Consider the following 19994-nt stretch of genomic DNA (forward strand, 5'->3'; position numbering starts at 1 on the left):
ATTAAAATGAAAAGATTTTTTATAATTGCGACTTTGTTCGCAGTAACTTTTACATCCTATTCTCAATCTTTAGGATACCAAGATTTAGCTTTACTTTTCTCTCAAGATGACGGAAATGGTTCAGCACGTTTTACAGGAATGAGTGGCGCTTTTGGTGCTTTAGGTGGAGATATTTCTGCCATAAACATAAATCCTGCAGGAATTGCAGTTTTTAAGAATAGCTCTTTTTCTGGAACTTTTAATTCTAGAAATTCAGATATTATTTCTAGTTACTATGGCAAATCATTAACAAGCCAAAATCAATATTTTAATCTTTCTCATGCTGGTGCGGTTTTGGTTTTTGATAGCGCATATAATTCTGAATGGAGCAAATTTGCAATTGGTTTTAATTATAGACTTACAAAAGATTTTACAGATAGTTTTTTAACTCAAGGAAATAGCGGTGTTGCCACTTTTACAGAATTTCCTTTAGACAACAATAATCCTGCAATTAATTATAATATTGCAGATGAACAACGTTTTTCTAACAATTATGGCGGAGAAATTAGCGAGCTAAACTTTGCATTTTCTTCTGTACATCAAAATAAATTATATGTTGGTTTAGGGTTGAATTTTTACGACTTAAATTTTAGCCAAAGATCTAACTTAACAGAATTGAATAATGATGGAAGTGGAAACGATTTAGATGCCAATTTTTATCAAGAAAATATAACAACAGGTACAGGTTTTTCTGCAAATGCAGGTTTTATTTATAAGGCGCATCCTAATTTTAGATTCGGACTTTCATACCAAACACCAACTTGGTTTACAGAAGTTTTAGAAACTACAAACATTACTGATAATGATGGCTTTTTTGGTGATACGGAAATTGTGGTTAGTAATGACAATACTGTTTATAATAATACTTCTGGTGGAAATTTTCCAATACAAGAATTGTTATACCGATTAAAAACACCAAGTAAATTAACAGCAAGTGCTGCTTTTATCTTTGGTAAAAATGGTTTGTTAAGTTTTGATTACACTAATAAAAATTATCAAAATATAAAATTATCAAACGGGGGATTCACCAATGAAAATCAATTTTTTCAAAATGAATTAAGGAACACACATTCATTTAACGTAGGTACAGAATGGCGTTTAGACAGGTTTAGCGTTCGTGGTGGATACAAATTTGAGCAAAGTCCAGATAAATTAGCAATAGAAACAGACAATTTAGAAGGTTATTCTTTAGGTGCTGGTTATAATTTTGGGAACTTTAAATTAGATTTCTCATATAGTGATAATAACAGAACAGGATTATATAATTTTTACCCACAAAATAACACAGTAAATCCTGCAAATTTAACTCTAGACAACAGAACAATTACTGCTACAGTTACCCTAAATCTATAAAAATATTTATCTTTATAAAGAAAAAGCCTATTAAATGCTATTTAATAGGCTTTTTTTTATGTGGATAAAACAATACTAATTCCCTTTTTTCCCTTAATTTTGCAACTCAATTTTTAGACTATGTCAGATATTAAAGTTACTATACAAGAAACTACCAATAATACAATCATTAAATATAACAGTACCAAGGTTTTGATTAATGGTGGTAGTTATGAATTTAACAATATAGATGAAGCTAAAAACTCTCCTTTAGCGCAAGAATTATTTTATTTACCTTTTGTAAAAAAAGTATTTATAACAGCTAACTTTATAGCAATTCAACGTTTTGATATTTTAGAATGGATAGACGTTCAAGAAGAAGTAAAAGAGCAAATTGAAGCGTATTTAAATGATGGAAACGTTGTTGTTAATGAACAAAGAACATCAAAAAAAGAAGCTATTGAAGTCTATGCAGAAGTTACACCAAACCCAGCAGTAATGAAGTTTGGTTCTAATAAAGCATTAACGCAAACAGATGTTGAATTCAAAAATATAGATGAAGCTAGCAAATCATCTCCACTAGCTCTTGCACTTTTCAATTTTCCTTTTGTAAAGGAAGTTTTTATTTCTGATAATTACATTTCTGTAACCAAATACGATATGGTAGAATGGAACGAAGTTTATGGCGAAATAAGAACTTTTATTCGTGAATATTTAGCGGATGGAAAAACAATTATTAAGGAATTACCGAAAGGAGAGCCTACTTCATCAGAAAATAAAATTGAAGCAGTAAATGAAGTTTTAGAAGGAACAACAGCAGCGAAAATTGTAGATATTTTAGAAGAATATATAAAACCCGCAGTTGCCGGTGATGGTGGTAATATTGCTTTTAGATCTTATGATGAAGAAAATAAAATAGTAAGCGTAGTTTTACAAGGCGCTTGTAGTGGTTGCCCATCTTCTACTGCTACACTAAAAAACGGAATAGAGAATTTATTAAAAGAAATGTTACCAAATCAAATTAATGAGGTGGTTGCAATAAATGGATAAACAATGTCAGCAGAAAAAATAAATCCATACAAAAATTCCAATTTAGGAAAGAAAGAACAAGTTGCACAAATGTTCGACAATATTTCTGGGAATTATGATGGTTTAAACCGTGTAATTTCTTTAGGAATAGATGTAAAATGGCGTAAGAAAGTTGTTGAAATTGTTGGAAAAAACAATCCGAAACAAATTTTAGATATTGCTACAGGAACTGGTGATTTAGTTTTAATGATGTCTACATTAAACCCAGACAGAATTGTAGGTTTAGATATTTCTGCAGGAATGTTAGAAGTTGGTAAACAAAAAATTGCCAAAGCAAATCTTTCTGATAAAATAGAAATGATTGTTGGCGATTCTGAAGAAATGCCTTTTGATGACAACACTTTTGATGCAATTACAGTTTCATTTGGAGTACGAAATTTTGCCAATTTAGCTAAAGGGATTAAAGAAATTGCTAGAGTTTTAAAGCCTTATGGAGTATTAGTTATTTTAGAAACCTCTAACCCAACAAAATTCCCTTTTAAACAAGGTTATAAATTATACACCAATTTATTTTTACCTGTTGTTGGTAAACTATTTTCTAAAGATAAAGTTGCCTATTCTTACTTATCAGAATCTGCAAATTCTTTTCCTTTTGGAGAAGCTTTCAACAATATTTTACAGAAAAATGGGTTTACAAATACAGAACATACAACTGTAACTTTTGGAGTTGCAACAATTTATACTGCAAGTAAATAATTATGAGTAAAAGGTTTTTAATTTTTGGATTTTTCTTATTAACTTCTATCGCCTTTTTTGCTCAAAGCGAAAAAGTTGAATATTTACCAAGCTTCGATAAAAAGAGATTGCATTATGGTTTTTATTTAGGGATAAATAAAAACGATTTTAAATTAAATCTAAAAGAAAGTAACATACCCAATGCAAATATTAGCGTTGAAGCAACATCTGGTTTTAACGTTGGTTTAATTGCAGATTTACGTTTACATAAAAATTTAAACTTACGTTTAGAGCCAGGTTTAGTTAGTAATTCTAAAAGAATTTTATTCAATCATTTAAAAACTAGTGCCACTCCACAAAACAGTATTAGAGAAATTGGCTCTACCTATTTACACCTTCCTTTAGTTTTTAAATTTAGTGCAGATAGATATAAAAATATTCGTCCGTATGTTTTAGGTGGAGTTTCTTACGATTATAACTTTTCTAGTAATCAAGACAATCAAGATGATAATTCTGCAGGACAATTTAGAATGAAATCACACAACTTTATGTATGAAGTTGGTATTGGTGTTGATATTTACTTATATTATTTTAAATTCTCTCCATCTATTAGAGGTGTTTTTGCGATGAATAATGAGATAAAATATGATGATGACACTAATAGTAAATGGACAGCTCCTGTAAACTACATGGGAACTCGTGGTGTTTTTCTGACTTTTGCTTTTGAGTAATTTTTAGTCAACCTATTTCAGGAAAGTACATTCTTTAAAAAAGCATTCTGAATGTTTTTTTTTTACAAACTTTACAATCAGTTTTTTTAAACTTAAAATAAAACTACCGCCTAACCTATCTACTTTTTTTGAGTTAATTAGTAAAGATAAACAGTTAAATTATTTTAAAGAAAGGTAAGTCTGACCTGTAAAAACTATCTTTTATAAACACTTCTCTAGCTATGTTTTTAATTTCATCTACCTGAAAGGTTATACTACCATAATAATCCATCATAATCCATCATAACAGTAAATGAAATTTCTTGTACTCCTGCAATTAAATAACTTAAATCATCTGTAGAGAATTTCCAATATACATCTGTTAATCCTAAATCATAAATCTCACTATCATATCCTTTATCATATGCAAATGAATTGTTTTGGTTAAAAGAAATTCCTAATTGTCTATGAATACTATTATCCTCTCCGCTTATAAAATCCATACCTAGTTTAATAATAGGTAAACCATTTGATGAACTTTGGGTTTCATTACTAGCACTTTTTTGTAAACTGTTTTCTCTAAAGAATAGAGCGCCTTCATTTTATTTTTCGAATTATCCTTTGACTATTGTTAAATAGAATAGGTCCTCAATCTGAATCTCCTTCTACAAAGAACCTTTGTCCTATAGCAATATAATCTCCCAAAACGGTAGATGCACTAGAACCCCACTTGTTGGAGAACAACTAGTATTACCATCTGCATCTTTTAATTGTAAATGATTTATGCACCCAATGATTTGCTAATGAAATAAGGTCAGTTGTACCTCCATCAAAGCCATTAATAAAAGTGATTTTTTTTGCAATATTAGTAGTACCTGCAAGATTACCAATAGGTTTTGTAGCATCAAGTGGAATAGTACCATCTTTTAAAACAGTTTCTAAACTATAAGTATAAACCAATTGTGATTACTGGTGAACTCATATAATTATACCTATATATACTAGGCACCGTAGAGTTTTGATCTACTAATAATTTACCTACACCAGAAACTTGAGTAGCTCCTGTATGAGTTTGTACTAATTGAGAAGTACCTACCAAACGAACTTTATCATCTACTGCTGTTATGGTGATATCATTAGTAACTACCAATAAACTATTTGTTATTGCTAATTTTCTGTTATTATTTACAGATAATTTTCTTGCACTTAACCTTGCACTTGAAAAATCATGATCATAATCTCCAATAGAACTAATCTTTTTTAAACGAATTATTTCTCCAAATAATTTCGTTTCGTTAGTATAATTATTCAAAATGTAGAAACATTTTAAGAGTACAAAAATAGTGATTTTTTAAATATGTGTATTTACAAATATAATATGACACCTTTTATTCTTAAAAATCACAGTAAATAATTAATTTTATTTTCGATTAAACGTATTGTTTTATAAGTGAATCGTTTAGAAAATTACATTCTCCTAAAAGAACGGTTGATCTTCTTCTTAACCTCTTTTAAACTCACTCAATAAAACTGCAGTTGCAGTTGCCACATTTAAACTTTCTGTTTCATGAGTTTCTCCAAATCTTGGAATAGAAATTTTGTTTTTTACCAACGTTTTAATTTCATTAGAAATACCATTAGCTTCATTTCCCATTATGAGAATTCCGTCTTTAGGTAATTTAGCTTTATATACATTTTCGCCATCCATGTCTGCAATAAAAGTAGGTAACTCAGTTTTTGATAAATAAGCTGCTAAATCTAGATAATGAATTGCAATTCTAGTTAAAGAACCCATACTTGCTTGTACAACTTTTTGATTATAACAATCTACTGTTTTTGTTGAACAAATTAATTCAGAAACCCCAAACCAATCACATAAACGAATGATTGTTCCTAAATTTCCAGGATCATTAATATCATCTAAAGCAATAATTAATTCGTTATTTCGAAGTTTGTTTTCTTCAGGAATCTGAAATAATCCTAAAACTTTATTCGGGTTTTTAAGGCTACTTATTTTCTTTAAATCATTTTCAGAAATTCTAACTACTTTATCATCAGAAATAGTACAAGAAAAATCATCAACACAAAAAAGTGCTTCAACTTTAAAAGTAGAATTTAATAATTCGTTTACAACCTTTATACCTTCAGCAATAAATAATTTATGCTTTTGTCTATACTTTTTTTGTGATAAACTTGTTATTAATTTTAGTTGATTTTTTGAAATACCCATTAATTAAATCTTATTGATAATAAACCGCTGAAAAATACTATTTTTGAACTTAATATCACAGTTAAGGTAATGAAAAAACTTTTTTTTTATTTTTTTCTGATTTCCATTCTAATCTCATGTAACTCCACAAAACATGTAGCTGAAGAAGAACACATGCTTACACAAATTTATATTTTTGTAGATAGTGTTAAAAATAAAAGTAGCGAATTGCAAAAATACGTTTTACAAAAACCAAATCCTCGTTTATTAGATTTACCAATTGCATTGTATTTTCATAACATAGGAAATCATGATAAACCAGAAACACCTTCTGATTGGGGCAAGAAAAACCTTCGTTCTTATAATTTTATAAAAAAAATCTTTTCAGAAAAACAAAGTATTGCTTATGCTAAATCATTTATCAATTTAAATAAATGGTTTTTAAAATATGAAGGACCTGTTATTGTTAGTGATAAAAAAGTAAAAAACACTGAAAATAATTTGTGGGCTTACTATAAAACTCAAGGATATTTTAAATCTAAAGTTGTTTCTAAAATTAATAGATTTAATGATAAAAAAGCAACTGTAAATTATCATATTACAAAAGGGGAACCTACTCTTTTAGATACTATAAAACTTAAAATAGAATCGCATATTCTAGACTCAATTTATAAAAATTCTGGCATTACTTCATTACTTAAAACTGGCGACCAGTATAATGACAAAACTTTTAGAGATGAAGCTAGCAAGGTTTTAAAACTATATAGAAATAACGGAATTTATTATTTTACAGAATCTGCTTTAGGTTTTTATGTAGACTCTACAAGAGCAGATTATAAAACAAATGTAGATTTTTTAATTAATAAAGATCGGTTAATTTCAGAAAACGGAAACTATGTAAAAAAACCTTTTAAAATTCATACAATTAAAGAAGTAAATGTTATAACAGATTATTCTTACACTAAAAAAAATGAAGTTCATAAAGATTCTACGTCTTATAACGGAATTAACTTTTTAGCACATAACAAATTAAAATACAACCCAAAGTATTTAGCACAATCTATTTTTTTAAAACCAGGCGAAATTTATAAAGACACTTTAAGAAACTTAACTAGAAGTCATTTAAAATCTCTTAAAAACTTTAAATCTAGCAACATTACTTTTACACCTATTGGCAATGCTGGAAATGAACTAAAAATGGATGTCTTTTTAGCACCAATAGAAAAATACACACTTGGCTTCGAAACTGAACTAACACACTCAAATATTAGAGAAATTGGTACTTCAGCAAAATTCTCTATTACAAATAGAAATGCATTTAGGGGTGCAGAATTATTAAAATTATCTTTTTTGGGTTCTTATTTTACATCAAACAATGGCCCTGGTTGGGAAATTGGTGTAGATGCTTCTTTAGAAATACCAAGATTTGTTGCACCTTTTGGTTTGTCTAAATTGGTTCCTAAAGAAATGTCACCAAGAACATTGTTTTCAATAGGTTCTAGTTTTCAGAAAAACATAGGTTTAGACAGGCAAACGTTTACGTTTTTATCGGATTATAGATGGCAATACAATAGTAAGAAAACGATTCAATTAGAAGTTTTTAACACGCAGTATATTCAGAATTTGAATATCGATCGGTTTTTTAATATTTACAGTTCAGAATTTAAAAATCTAGATGATATTGCAAAAATTTATGATGCAGTAAATAATATTACTGTTAATTCAAACTACCCGCTTAAAACAGATGCAACACAATCATCTAATGCACTAAATTTTATGAATATAGTTGCAAACAAATCTAGTTTTAAAACTACAAATCCGGTTGAATACAATACAAATTTAAATATATTAAACAGGTATAATATTGTAACATCAGATTTTTTAATACCGGTTTTAGCATACTCTTATACATACAACAGTCAAACTAATTTTAAAGACAATAACTTTAAATTTTTTAAAGCTAGAATTGCTAATTCAGGAAATGTTTTAGGGCTGTTTTCTAAAAACTATAATAGTAAAGGCAAAAAAACGTTTTCTAAAATTCCTTTAGCGCAATATTTTAAAACAGATTTAGAGTATAAACAATTTTGGGATGTTGGTAATAATTCTGTCTTTGGATTTAGAACTTTTTTAGGTACAATTTTAACCTATGACAATTCAGACATACCATTTACAAAAAGTTACTTTGCTGGTGGTTCTAATGATATTAGAGCCTGGCAGACTTATGAATTAGGTCCAGGAAGTAGAAATACTGGTTTAGAATACAATGTAGGTAGTTTAAAATTTCTAACAAGTGCAGAATATAGATTTAATGTTGTTAGTAAATTAAAAGGAGCATTATTTATGGATGCTGGAAATATTTGGGACATTACTGGTTCTACTTTTGTAGATGATGATGCAAAATTTAAAGGCATTTCTTCTTTAAAAGACATTGCTATTGGTTCTGGTTTTGGTGCAAGATTAGATTTTAGTTTTCTAATTCTTCGAGTTGATGTTGGTTTTAAAACCTACGAACCATACCTAAAAGATAGTAAATGGTTTAAAAACTACAACTTTGCAAATGCCGTTTATAACATTGGTATTAACTATCCTTTCTAAAAAAATTTACTTTAAACCCTATAACGTTTTCGTTATTTTATAACTTCAACCACTATAGAAGATGCTAATTTTTAGTACTTTTGAGGGTAAATAGTATCAACGTATTTAAAATAATAATTATGAGTCATAATATAAAACCTGGTGTTGCAACAGGAAAAGAAGTTCAAGAAATTTTTAATTTTGCAAAAGAAAAAGGGTTTGCTTTACCAGCTGTAAATGTTATTGGTTCAAATACCATTAACGCAGTTTTAGAAACAGCAAAAGAATTAAACGCTCCTGTAATTATTCAGTTTTCAAACGGTGGTGCTCAATTTAATGCAGGAAAAGGACTTTCTAATGAAAACGAAAAAGCTGCCATTGCTGGTGGTGTTGCTGGTGCAAAACATATTCATGAACTAGCGGTTGCTTATGGTGTACCTGTAATTTTACATACAGATCATGCTGCAAAAAAATTACTTCCATGGATCGATGGTTTATTAGATGCTTCAGAAAAACATTTTGCAGAAACTGGTAAATCTTTATATAGTTCTCACATGATAGATTTATCTGAAGAGCCTTTAGAAGAAAATATAGAAATCTGTAAAACTTATTTAGCACGTATGAGTAAAATGGGTATGACTTTAGAAATTGAATTAGGTATTACTGGTGGTGAAGAAGACGGTGTAGATAATTCTGATGTTGATGTTTCTAAATTATATACACAACCAGAAGAAGTTGCTTATGCATATGAAGAGTTATTAAAAGTTTCTCCTCAATTTACAATTGCTGCAGCATTTGGTAACGTACATGGTGTTTACAAACCAGGAAACGTAAAATTAACTCCAAAAATTTTAAAGAATTCTCAAGAGTTTATCACAAAAAAATATGGTGTTGAAGAAAATCATATCGATTTTGTTTTTCACGGAGGTTCTGGTTCTACATTAGAAGAAATTAGAGAAGCAATTGGTTACGGAGTCATTAAAATGAATATCGACACTGACATGCAATTTGCTTTTACAGAAGGAGTTAGAGATTATATGCAAGAAAAAGCAGCTTATTTAGCTACTCAAATTGGTAATCCTGATGGAGCAGAGCAACCAAATAAAAAATATTACGACCCAAGAAAATGGTTACGTGAAGGTGAAGGAACTTTTAAAACTCGTTTAAAACAAGCATTTGCAGACTTAAATAATGTAGATACATTATAAAAGTTTTACAATACATATTTTAAAAAGCATTTTGATACTTTCAAAATGCTTTTTTTGTATTTTAGTAAATCTTTAAAGATTCGTTTCAAAGAAAATTTATAGTTCACAAAAATCTTTTACATTTGTATTTAAGATTTCACTTGAAAAAAGTAACAACTATTATAAAAATATTAATTTATGACTGCTTGGTTTAAACGTAAAGATAAAGGAATACAGACTGCAACAGAAGATAAAAAAGACACTCCAAAAGGTCTTTGGTATAAAACTCCTAGTGGAAAAATTATTGATACAGAAGAATTAAAAAAGAACTTATATGTAAGTCCAGAAGATGGTTACCATGTAAGAATAGGAAGTAAAGAATATTTCGAATTATTTTTTGATGACAATAAGTTCGAAGAATTAAATGAAACTTTAACTTCTAAAGACCCTTTAAAATTCGAAGACACAAAAAAATACACAGACCGTGTAAAAGCTGCTCAAGAAAAAACCAAATTAAAAGATGCTGTTAGAACTGCAGTTGGTAAGTCTTTAGGTAAAGATTTAGTAATTGCTGCTATGGACTTTGCTTTTATTGGTGGTTCTATGGGTTCTGTTGTTGGAGAAAAAATTGCACGAGCAATCGATTACTCTATAAAAAATAAGATTCCGTTTTTAATGGTTTCTAAATCTGGTGGCGCAAGAATGATGGAAGCATCACTTTCTTTAATGCAATTGGTAAAAACGTCTTCTAAATTAGCGCAATTAGCAGAAGTTAAAATTCCATATATATCATTATGTACAGACCCAACAACTGGTGGTACAACTGCGTCTTATGCAATGTTAGGCGATATTAATATTGCAGAACCAAACGCATTAATTGCATTTGCAGGACCAAGAGTTGTAAAAGATACTACTGGTAAAGAATTACCAGTAGGATTTCAAAAATCTGAATTTGTTCTAGAACACGGATTTTTAGACGCAATTTACGAACGTAAAAACCTTAAAAAACAAGTAAACTTATATATCGATTTAATACAGAATATACCTTTAAGAGCGTAATAAAAAAGCCAGCAGATGCTGGCTTTTTTTATTATTTTTTTTTCACTAAAGAATCTAATACTTTTTCATAATTCCTTAAATCAGTTTTTAGTCTTTTTTCTTCTGAATTATCAATCGGTAACATCCAAAATTTAGCACCACTAAAAGTTTTTACAACATTAAATTTACCATCAAGGATAAAAGAAAGAGGCACCAAATTAATATCACTTAATTTCTTTAACAACTCTTTATTATGGTCAAAATAAAACTGAAAAGGCCAATTATGTTTTTCTATAATTTTTAAAGCTTGTTTTCTCTTACTTTTCTTATCAATAGAAATTACAATTATTTGTAAGCCATATCTATCTTGCCACTCTTTATAAACGTCTTTTAAATCGTCTAGTTTTTGTATACAAGGTTTACAGTATGTTGCCCAGTAATCTATAATTATAGGTTTCTCAAAATTATAAAATATTTTTGATGTTACATTCTTGTTCTTTTTATCTTTTAAAATTACATTGTGAGGAAATGTCATTCTATTTTGAGAACTAATTTCCGTAATATATAAAAAGAATACTGTAAAAATAACTATGTTTTTCATCTTTAATCTAAAATATACTTAATTTCTAGCTTTCCTTTTGTTGCTTTATAAGGATAAAGATAACAGTATAATCTCCATAATAGTCAGTATATAATCTTGTATCAATTATATCTTTAAAATAAAAACATAAACTATCATTATTACTACCTTTATTAAAATTTACTTTAATACTATCGTTTACATAACCTGTTATAAAATATTCTTCATAGCATGTCCAAGCATTTTACTAAACTAAACCTTTTTTTTCTAATTTTATAAAAATTAGCAGAAAAGCACAAATTTTATAGTTTGTACTTAACCGCTATTTTTTATTTAGTTTGGTATGTATTTATATTCAGAAAAATGTTTGTATTTTTTTACTTTAAGTTTATAGGTCGTTTTTGCCATAGAATCTAAAAATTTACTATTATAACCTTTTAAACATTTACTAAAAACACGTTTTCCTCTAGTTTCATCATAATTAACTGCTATAGAATCTAGTTTAATTTCTTTTGCTGTAAGTTTAGCTAAACTATCTATAATTCTATAATTCCTTCTACCTTGTAGATATTCTGAACTAATACTATTATCTTGTTGGAGAATTTCAATAATTGCTTTAGAACGATTAAAACCATAGCCTAAACAACTCCCAAAATATACTTTTTTATAATCTTCGACTAAAAATAGGCGCTCTCTCAGGTTTTTCTGTGTTTTACAAGAAGCAAAGATGCTTACTAAAACAATTGCGATAAAATAAGTTCTTTTTTTCATGGTTTATATACTTAATCTAGCACCCAAATATCTATAGATTCTAAGCTTGGTTCACTATAATAACATTTTTTAACAGAACAGATATTTTCAAAAAATATATCTGCATGTCCAGAAGCCCAAGTAGTACTTGAAGAAGTTAAAGAATAAATACCTTTTTTAGTTCCTATAAGGCTAGGGAAATTTTTACCACCAACACCTCCTTGTGCTTTTGTATAATTAAAATGTTTAGGGTTTGAAGGACTTACTCCAAAAGTTAATCTCATCCATTTATTTAACGATTTTGCATTTAAGAAATAATTTTTTCCATCTGCTCCTTTTACAGTTCCATAACTTATTACTCCACTGGTTGTACTTGTAATAATTTCTGGAATAATAATTCCTGATCCATTTAAAGCAATAGAAACCTTTAAAGCACAAGTATTATTTGTATATCTTTCATCAACGTCATCTTCTCTAACTTGTAAAACATCACCCCCAACTAAATTATAAATATTATTTGCACCATATAACCAACCGCCACCTGCTTTTCTAGGAAAATTAGCATAATAATCGGCCCAAGAAGGTAAATCTTGTGGAGTAAAAGTTAAATTTGGGTCTTCCCAATAATCTGCATCATATTCATAATCGATACCATCATGTTCTGTTCCAAACCAATTTTCATATTGAACAAAATTATATTGAGGATTGTCTTTTAAAAATTGAAGTGCTTCTATTATAAAACTACTATTTTCAGAAGAACAACCGCCACTATTATCCATATAATTTTTAATACTAATTGCTAGTGAATTATAACCTCTTGTATCTGTTTGACTTGCAAAATAACCGCCTAAAACTGGGTTTAAATCTAAACAATCGTAAATCTCACTTAAAGCAACTGCTGTTGGAGACAATACTACACCAGCTGATGTGCTGCTATCTGTGTTACCATTTCCTGTAGAATTATTACCTGTAGAACCTCCTCCAGCATTACTATTGTTGCTGTCAGTGTTATCATCATTATTAGTAGCGTCACTACTACTATTATTGTTACTTGGATCGCCTCCATTGTTATCTTCATCTACATTGTCACAGAATATTACAGTAACAAATGAGCAGCCACAACCATTATCCCACGCAACATCTACCAAACAATCTCCTGCAATTGCAAGTGTTTCCACTTGAAATAAACTTTGAAATTCTTCAATATCTATTTGATCTTCACTCACAGCTTGTGTTTCTAAAGAATATTTAAAATCTATATTATCAGGGTTAAATTTATATTTATAAATGTAGAATTCAAACGTGTCATTTACCTTTTTAATAATAAAATTCTCAAAAGAGGAATCACTATTGGTAGGTTCCTTTATCATAAAAGATAAAGTAACAACACTATCTTTTACAACTTCAATTATTTCATCTGTTAAAATAACAAAATTACCATCATTACTATCAATACTTCTTTCACTATAAGTATTATCACTAAATTTATTGAAAAACTTATCAGTTGATTCTAAAAAACCACTTACTTCTTTTACTTCTTCAAAAGAAATTTTTCTAGCTTTGATTTCGCTCAAGGGGGTAAGTTGTTTTTCAGTAAAGTTGTTTTCTTTCTCACAATTTTGTAACAATACTGAAATCCCTAAAAACAAGATTCCGAATTTTAAATAATTAGTAATTTTTCTTCTTTTCATAACATTAAATTTAAGATTTATAATTCTGTAAAAACTAACCTTAAAAAAAACGGTTGTCAATCACGGAAAACAGTGAAATTTTCTACTCACTGAAAACCGTGAGATAACTCACGGTTTTCAGTGAGTAGAAAATTTAAAATGCTGTTTTTTAGCAATTTAATAAAAAACAAATTTTAACCTAACAAAAAAAAGTATAGATTAATTTTAATGAGTAAAATATTATTAATTCTAATGTTAGCTATTAAAAGCTAGAATGACTTAATTCTATTCAAAAAAATAAAACTATATTTGCAGCTTCAATGAAAACATCATTGATATACATAATAATCATTTAAATAATATTGGAATGTATTTAACTAAAGAAGTAAAAGAAAGCATTTTCGAAAAACACGGTAAAGGTAAAAACGATACTGGTTCTTCAGAAGGACAAATTGCTTTATTCACACACAGAATTAACCATTTAACTGGGCACTTAAAAAATAATCGTAAGGATTATAATACAGAGCGTTCTTTAGTTATGTTGGTAGGTAAGCGTAAAAGTTTATTAGATTATCTTAAGAAATCTGAAATTAACAGATATCGTGCAATTATCAAAGAATTAGGAATTAGAAAATAATTCTTACAAAAAGAGGGGCTATAAACGTTCCTCTTTTTTTATGCAAAATATTTTGCAGGTTTCTGCAAATATTTAACGTGTCTTTCCTACGAAGGCAGGAATCAAAAAAAAATAGAGTATTTTTGAAGTAACAAATCAAAAAAAAATATAAAGTCTGATTTTAACAACATCAGCAATAATATAAAAGATCAGAATTACCAACAACAATTCTGTATTTCCATTGCAACAACAGGTAACAACACAACAACAAACAGTAATTAAAAATTTAGAATTAAAATTTATGATTCCAAAAGTATTTAGAGAGGTTATAGACCTTGGCGATGGTAGAGAAATTTCTATCGAAACAGGGAAATTAGCAAAACAAGCTCATGGTAGTGTTGTTGTGCAATCAGGCAAATGTATGATGTTGTGTACAGTTGTTTCCAATTACGAACAAAAAGATCTTGGTTTTTTACCACTAACGGTAGATTATAGAGAAAAATTTGCAGCTGCAGGTCGTTATCCTGGTGGTTTCTTCAAAAGAGAAGCAAGACCAAGTGATGGTGAAGTATTAACAATGCGTTTAGTAGATAGAGTTTTACGTCCATTATTCCCAAAAGATTATACTGCAGAAACGCAAGTAATGATTCAATTAATGTCTCATGATGAAGATGTTATGCCAGATGCAATGGCAGGTTTAGCAGCATCAGCAGCTATTCAATTATCAGATTTCCCATTTGAATGTGCAATCTCTGAAGCAAGAGTTGGTAGAATCAATGGTGAATTTATTATCAACCCAAATAGAGCTCAATTAGCAGAGTCTGACATCGATATGATGATTGGAGCTTCTGCCGATTCCGTAATGATGGTTGAAGGTGAAATGGATGAAATTTCTGAAGAAGAAATGGCAGACGCTATTAAATTTGCACACGAAGCTATTAAAGTACAATGTGCTGCTCAATTAAGATTAGCGGAAGCATTTGGAAAAAAAGAAGTTCGTGAATATGAAGGTGCAAGAGAAGATAAAGATTTAGAGAAAAAAGTTCATGACATGGCATACGATAAAGTATATGCTATCGCAGAAGCTGGATCTGCTAAACATGAAAGAACTGCTGCATTTAAAGAAATAAAAGCAGACATTAAAGCTACTTTTTCTGAAGAAGAATTAGCAGATTATGGTGGTTTAGTTTCTGATTATTATCGTAAAGCAGAAAAAGCTGCTATTAGAGATTTAACTTTAAATGTAGGGTTACGTTTAGACGGACGTAAAACGGATGAAATTAGACCAATTTGGTCAGAAATAGATTATTTACCATCAGTACATGGTTCTTCTATCTTTACTCGTGGAGAAACGCAAGCTTTAGCTACCGTTACTTTAGGAACCTCTAGAGACGCAAATAAAATAGACATGCCATCTTACGAAGGTGAAGAGAATTTCTATTTACATTATAACTTCCCTCCTTTTTGTACAGGTGAAGCGAGACCAATCCGTGGAACTTCTCGTAGAGAAGTTGGTCATGGTAATTTAGCACAACGTGGTTTAAAAGGAATGATTCCTGATAGTTGTCCTTATACTGTAAGAGTAGTTTCTGAAGTTTTAGAATCTAACGGTTCTTCTTCTATGGCAACTGTTTGTGCTGGTACAATGGCATTAATGGATGCAGGTGTACAAATGATAAGACCAGTTTCTGGTATTGCAATGGGATTAATTTCTGATGCAGAATCTGGAAATTATGCTGTATTATCTGATATTTTAGGTGATGAAGATCACTTAGGAGATATGGATTTTAAAGTAACTGGTACTTCGGAAGGAATTACTGCTTGCCAAATGGATATTAAAGTAAAAGGATTATCATATGAGATTTTAGTAAATGCTTTACAACAAGCACGTGCTGGTCGTTTACATATTTTAGGGAAAATAACTGAAACCATTTCTACTGCAAATGAAGAAGTTAAAGAACATGCTCCTAAAATGATTAACAGACGTATCCCTAATGATATGATTGGTGCATTTATTGGACCAGGAGGTAAACATATTCAAGAATTACAGAAAGAAACAGGAACTACAATTGTAATTACTGAAGACGCTGTAACTGAAGAAGGAATTATCGAAATTTTAGGAACTGATCCTGCAGGAATTGAACAAGTTATTACTCGTATTGAGTCTATGCTTTTTAAACCAACAGTTGGTGAATCTTACCAAGTGAAAGTAATTAAAATGTTAGATTTTGGTGCGGTAGTAGAATATATAGATGCGCCAGGAAACGAAGTTTTATTACATGTTTCTGAATTAGCTTGGGAACGTACAGATAATGTTACCGATGTTGTAAACATGGGCGATTTATTAGATGTAAAATACTTTGGTTTAGACCCAAGAACTCGTAAAGAAAAAGTTTCAAGAAAAGCATTGTTACCAAAACCAGAAGGTTATGTAGCAAGACCACCAAGAGATGATAAACGTTCTGGTGGACGTGATAACAGAGGTAGAGATAATCGTCGTGACGATAGAAAACCAAGAGCACCAAGAAAAGAAGATTAATTTTTAATTTCTTTTTTTAATAAATACCAAACCTGTCTAGTTTAAAAACTAGACAGGTTTTTTTATATAATTAATAGAACCCGTTGCACATAATACAAATAAAAGCTAAAGGAATGATTACTCTTTGCAGTAGCGAAAACTAAAAAAAGTGATCTTCTATTTATGCAGTTAACAAAATACATTCAAAGTAACTAATAAAGTTTTTTATATACCAAGAATAATTGACAACAATTATAAAAGATGATTATTAAATAAAAAGCATTAAATTTATGTGCTATGAAAAAAATCGTCTTAACCATTTCTCAACTTCGCAATAAAAATGTCTTAGTAATTAGGTTCATTTATGATAATGAAATAAAAGAGCATCTTAAAAAACTTAAAAATGTTGTTTGGAGTAAAACTTTAAGGTCTTTTTATACTGAACTTTCGTTAGAAAATTTAAGAATAGTTTTCAATCATTTAAAAAAAAGTAATTGGACTGTTGAATATTTAGAATTACAACCTTTTATCGACAAAAGTAAAATAGAAGCAAAAAGAAACTCACATTTAATAAATCAACTTCCAGAAATATATGAGTTTGAATTACAAAAATTTAAAAAATGGTTATTTCAAAAACGTTTGAGTAAAAATACAGTGAACACTTATGTGGATGTAACTTCAATTTATATTAAATATTCTCTTTTGAAAAACACTGAGCTATTTTCTTCAAAAATAGTAGAAGCTTTTAGTTATGATTATATTTTTGTTCCCAATAAATCCGTTTCATATCAGAATCAATTTATAAGCGGAATTAAAAAATTTTTTGAATACAAAGGGTATTCCTATGAAGAAATACATATTGAAAGGCCTAGAAAAGAAAAAAAACTACCAATTATATTAAGTGGCACTGAAATAAAAGCACTCTTTAACACCGTTACAAATCTTAAACATAAGGCGCTTTTAAGTTTATTGTATTCTGCTGGCTTAAGAATTGGTGAAGCTATCAATTTAGAAATAAACGATATTGATAGTCAAAGAATGTTAATTCATATTAAACAAGCTAAAGGAAAAAAAGACCGATACACTCTTTTATCTCCTGCATTTGTAAAAATTTTAAGAGCATATTATATTGCTTACAAACCAGAAAAATATTTATTTGAAGGACAAAAAGGAGGTAAATACAGTAACACAAGCGCTCAAAAAGTATTAAAAAACGCATTATTTAGATCTGGTATTACTAAAAAAGCTACGTTACATTCTCTAAGGCATAGTTTTGCAACGCATTTATTAGAAAAAGGAACAGATATTAGATATATACAAGAACTTTTAGGGCATAGTAGCCCAAAAACGACTATGATTTATACTCATGTAACAGCGCCAAGTTTAAAAAAGATTAAAAATCCCTTTGATGATTTATTTTAATCAGTTATTTTTATAAAACAAAACGGATATAAAGACACTAAACCTCTGCATATTCTACCATTAAGGAACGATATGAATATAAAAGTTCCGTATATAAACAAGTTGTGTGTAATTCGAAAAAAAAAATTAATATGGCAACATTTATAGAAATAGCAAATAGACTTGGAAAACAGTTTGTTTCATCAAAGAACAAAACTGAAACAGCAAATCTGATTATTCAAGAAATAAAAGGATTAATTTATACTGAAAGTAAAAAACCGTTAACTCAAACTGACAGGGAATTAATTGTAAAATACATTGGAGAATTTATTTCAGGTACAAGACCTTTTCAGTATAAAGAAGGCGGACAAATAATACTTACTGAACAAAGGGATAATAGTGATTATTTAGATTTAGTAGATTATATATTAGACGGATTAAAAAAATAAAAAATGACTGATATTGAAAAAATCTCATTAACGATTGCTGGTATTTCAGCATTATTTGCACTTGGTTCTTTAATAGTTTCAATTATTTCAATTGTAAAATCTAACAGTATTGCAAAATTATCATTGAATAAATCTGAAATTCAGAATATGATTTCAATGGGAAACCTTGAATTATCCGTAAGTGAGCGAATATCAAATTCAAGAGATAAAGTTGGAGACATAACTATGATAATATCACCTCTTTTGGGTAAAAAAGGAAACGATAAACTTTCCGATAGTGAAAAAACAACATTGGATGCTCAAGAAAAAGTATTGCAATCTGCTATTGAAAACAACATTAACAGTTATGAAGATGCTTGTAGTAAATATTTGGATGGAAAGATTGACAAGGTTCGATTTAAAAAAACATACAATTCGGAAATAAGACAATTAGTAGAAAGAAAAAATTTAGAAAAGTATTTTAAGCCATTGACTTCTAAATTTAAGGCACTACTTAAAGTATATGAGGAATGGAACAATTTGGAAAAATAACTACACACAACAATGGCTATAGTTAATACGGGTTTTGGTGCTAAACCCTAAGTGAAGTGCATTGTACAAAGTCCGCAAAATTTTCAATTTTGCGTGTCTATTAAAAATAAAGAAAAAATTAAAAATTTGGCTAAGTGCTTAATCGAAAGTTCAGTCCTTCGAAATCCCGCACTAACCATAGCCTAAACGTTGTAATTCATTGTTCAGGAAAATGAAAACGACGGAAAAATAAAATGGAATTTGAGTTTTTAAAGTAAAAAAATCACTCAAATTCTGAATTGAAAATCTTTATGGAATTCACTCAAGTTTGGAAAACTGAATTTTGTGGAACATTCTCTCGCGAATTATCAAACAAACGGAATTTTGAGAGCGGAATTTTTTCGATTTTTTTTATACAGAGTGTTTTAAAGTAAAAATTGGAAAAATCACTCAAATGCTGAAAAATTAAAAACGGAATCAAAACGTGTTTACTCAAATGTTTCACAACAAAATTACAACACCGTATAAAAAAAATTGCTTAAATTAGTGCTTAACTTAAAAATAGTTGCATTTTTGCGTACTTCTGAATTTCCGTTGGAAATTCCTCGCACACAAAAACACAACTTTCCTTATACAAAAACGTT

19 protein-coding genes are annotated in these 19994 nt (G+C 29.0%); 12 read left to right on the forward strand and 7 right to left on the reverse strand.

Going from position 1 to position 19994, the window contains the following annotated elements:
* The first annotated feature begins 6 nt into the window (after positions 1–6).
* From V3V28_RS02210 to porT, 4 genes are all read left to right on the forward strand, one after another.
* Positions 7–1392, forward strand: a complete 1386-nt coding sequence (locus V3V28_RS02210; protein ID WP_331363387.1) for an OmpP1/FadL family transporter — start codon at positions 7–9, stop codon at positions 1390–1392.
* Between the two features lie 120 nt (positions 1393–1512).
* A complete protein-coding gene (locus tag V3V28_RS02215) occupies positions 1513–2421 on the forward strand; it encodes a NifU family protein (RefSeq protein WP_331363388.1) in 909 nt (302 codons plus the stop codon).
* A 3-nt stretch (positions 2422–2424) separates the two neighbouring features.
* On the forward strand, positions 2425–3156 hold the full coding sequence (gene ubiE / locus V3V28_RS02220; RefSeq protein ID WP_331363389.1) for a bifunctional demethylmenaquinone methyltransferase/2-methoxy-6-polyprenyl-1,4-benzoquinol methylase UbiE: 732 nt from the start codon (positions 2425–2427) through the stop codon (positions 3154–3156).
* 2 nt (positions 3157–3158) lie between these two features.
* Positions 3159–3866 (forward strand): type IX secretion/gliding motility protein PorT/SprT, encoded by a 708-nt coding sequence (porT, locus tag V3V28_RS02225; protein WP_331363390.1) that lies wholly within the window; start codon positions 3159–3161, stop codon positions 3864–3866.
* Between the two features lie 254 nt (positions 3867–4120).
* Here porT and V3V28_RS02230 read toward each other — a convergent pair whose 3' ends face one another.
* The 4 genes from V3V28_RS02230 to V3V28_RS02245 form a co-directional block, all read right to left on the reverse strand.
* Positions 4121–4348 carry a hypothetical protein gene (locus tag V3V28_RS02230; protein WP_331363391.1) on the reverse strand — a complete coding sequence of 76 codons (228 nt, stop codon included), beginning with the start codon at positions 4346–4348 and terminating at the stop codon, positions 4121–4123.
* Between the two features lie 247 nt (positions 4349–4595).
* Positions 4596–4805, reverse strand: coding sequence for a hypothetical protein (locus tag V3V28_RS02235; RefSeq protein WP_331363392.1), 210 nt, complete (start codon positions 4803–4805; stop codon positions 4596–4598).
* Positions 4789–5157 carry a hypothetical protein gene (locus tag V3V28_RS02240; RefSeq protein WP_331363393.1) on the reverse strand — a complete coding sequence of 123 codons (369 nt, stop codon included), beginning with the start codon at positions 5155–5157 and terminating at the stop codon, positions 4789–4791. The genes V3V28_RS02235 and V3V28_RS02240 overlap by 17 nt, the downstream gene beginning before the upstream one ends.
* Before the next feature lie 189 nt (positions 5158–5346).
* Positions 5347–6075: a TrmH family RNA methyltransferase gene (locus V3V28_RS02245; protein WP_331363394.1), complete on the reverse strand. Its 729-nt coding sequence runs from the start codon at positions 6073–6075 to the stop codon at positions 5347–5349.
* A 69-nt stretch (positions 6076–6144) separates the two neighbouring features.
* On the opposite strand from V3V28_RS02245, the gene tamL reads away from it, so the two are divergent.
* The 3 genes from tamL (at position 6145) to accD (ending at position 10877) form a co-directional block, all read left to right on the forward strand.
* Positions 6145–8652 (forward strand): translocation and assembly module lipoprotein TamL, encoded by a 2508-nt coding sequence (gene tamL / locus V3V28_RS02250; RefSeq protein WP_442957514.1) that lies wholly within the window; start codon positions 6145–6147, stop codon positions 8650–8652.
* A gap of 119 nt (positions 8653–8771) precedes the next feature.
* Positions 8772–9839: a class II fructose-bisphosphate aldolase gene (fbaA, locus tag V3V28_RS02255; RefSeq protein WP_331363396.1), complete on the forward strand. Its 1068-nt coding sequence runs from the start codon at positions 8772–8774 to the stop codon at positions 9837–9839.
* Positions 9840–10016: 177 nt separating this feature from the next.
* Positions 10017–10877, forward strand: a complete 861-nt coding sequence (gene accD, locus V3V28_RS02260; RefSeq protein WP_331363397.1) for an acetyl-CoA carboxylase, carboxyltransferase subunit beta — start codon at positions 10017–10019, stop codon at positions 10875–10877.
* A 31-nt stretch (positions 10878–10908) separates the two neighbouring features.
* On the opposite strand, the gene V3V28_RS02265 is transcribed toward accD, so the two are convergent.
* The 3 genes from V3V28_RS02265 to V3V28_RS02275 all read right to left on the reverse strand — a co-directional run bounded on the left by V3V28_RS02265 (position 10909) and on the right by V3V28_RS02275 (position 13877).
* Complete coding sequence (locus V3V28_RS02265; RefSeq protein ID WP_331363398.1) at positions 10909–11457, reverse strand: peroxiredoxin family protein; 549 nt, start codon at positions 11455–11457, stop codon at positions 10909–10911.
* A gap of 312 nt (positions 11458–11769) precedes the next feature.
* Positions 11770–12207, reverse strand: coding sequence for a hypothetical protein (locus V3V28_RS02270; RefSeq protein ID WP_331363399.1), 438 nt, complete (start codon positions 12205–12207; stop codon positions 11770–11772).
* 11 nt (positions 12208–12218) lie between these two features.
* Positions 12219–13877 (reverse strand): T6SS effector amidase Tae4 family protein, encoded by a 1659-nt coding sequence (locus V3V28_RS02275; protein ID WP_331363400.1) that lies wholly within the window; start codon positions 13875–13877, stop codon positions 12219–12221.
* A gap of 346 nt (positions 13878–14223) precedes the next feature.
* On the opposite strand from V3V28_RS02275, the gene rpsO reads away from it, so the two are divergent.
* The 5 genes from rpsO to V3V28_RS02300 all read left to right on the forward strand — a co-directional run bounded on the left by rpsO (position 14224) and on the right by V3V28_RS02300 (position 19371).
* Positions 14224–14493, forward strand: a complete 270-nt coding sequence (rpsO, locus tag V3V28_RS02280) for a 30S ribosomal protein S15 (RefSeq protein ID WP_331363401.1) — start codon at positions 14224–14226, stop codon at positions 14491–14493.
* Between the two features lie 280 nt (positions 14494–14773).
* Positions 14774–17011: a polyribonucleotide nucleotidyltransferase gene (locus tag V3V28_RS02285; protein WP_331363402.1), complete on the forward strand. Its 2238-nt coding sequence runs from the start codon at positions 14774–14776 to the stop codon at positions 17009–17011.
* 276 nt (positions 17012–17287) lie between these two features.
* Positions 17288–18412 (forward strand): tyrosine-type recombinase/integrase, encoded by a 1125-nt coding sequence (locus V3V28_RS02290; RefSeq protein ID WP_331363403.1) that lies wholly within the window; start codon positions 17288–17290, stop codon positions 18410–18412.
* 131 nt (positions 18413–18543) lie between these two features.
* Complete coding sequence (locus tag V3V28_RS02295; protein WP_331363404.1) at positions 18544–18840, forward strand: hypothetical protein; 297 nt, start codon at positions 18544–18546, stop codon at positions 18838–18840.
* 3 nt (positions 18841–18843) lie between these two features.
* The gene (locus tag V3V28_RS02300; RefSeq protein WP_331363405.1) at positions 18844–19371 is read left to right on the forward strand and encodes a hypothetical protein; all 528 of its coding nucleotides are present in this window, start codon (positions 18844–18846) and stop codon (positions 19369–19371) included.
* Positions 19372–19994 lie beyond the last annotated feature (623 nt).

This window comes from Polaribacter sp. (genome assembly GCF_036480315.1).
Lineage (GTDB): Bacteria > Bacteroidota > Bacteroidia > Flavobacteriales > Flavobacteriaceae > Polaribacter.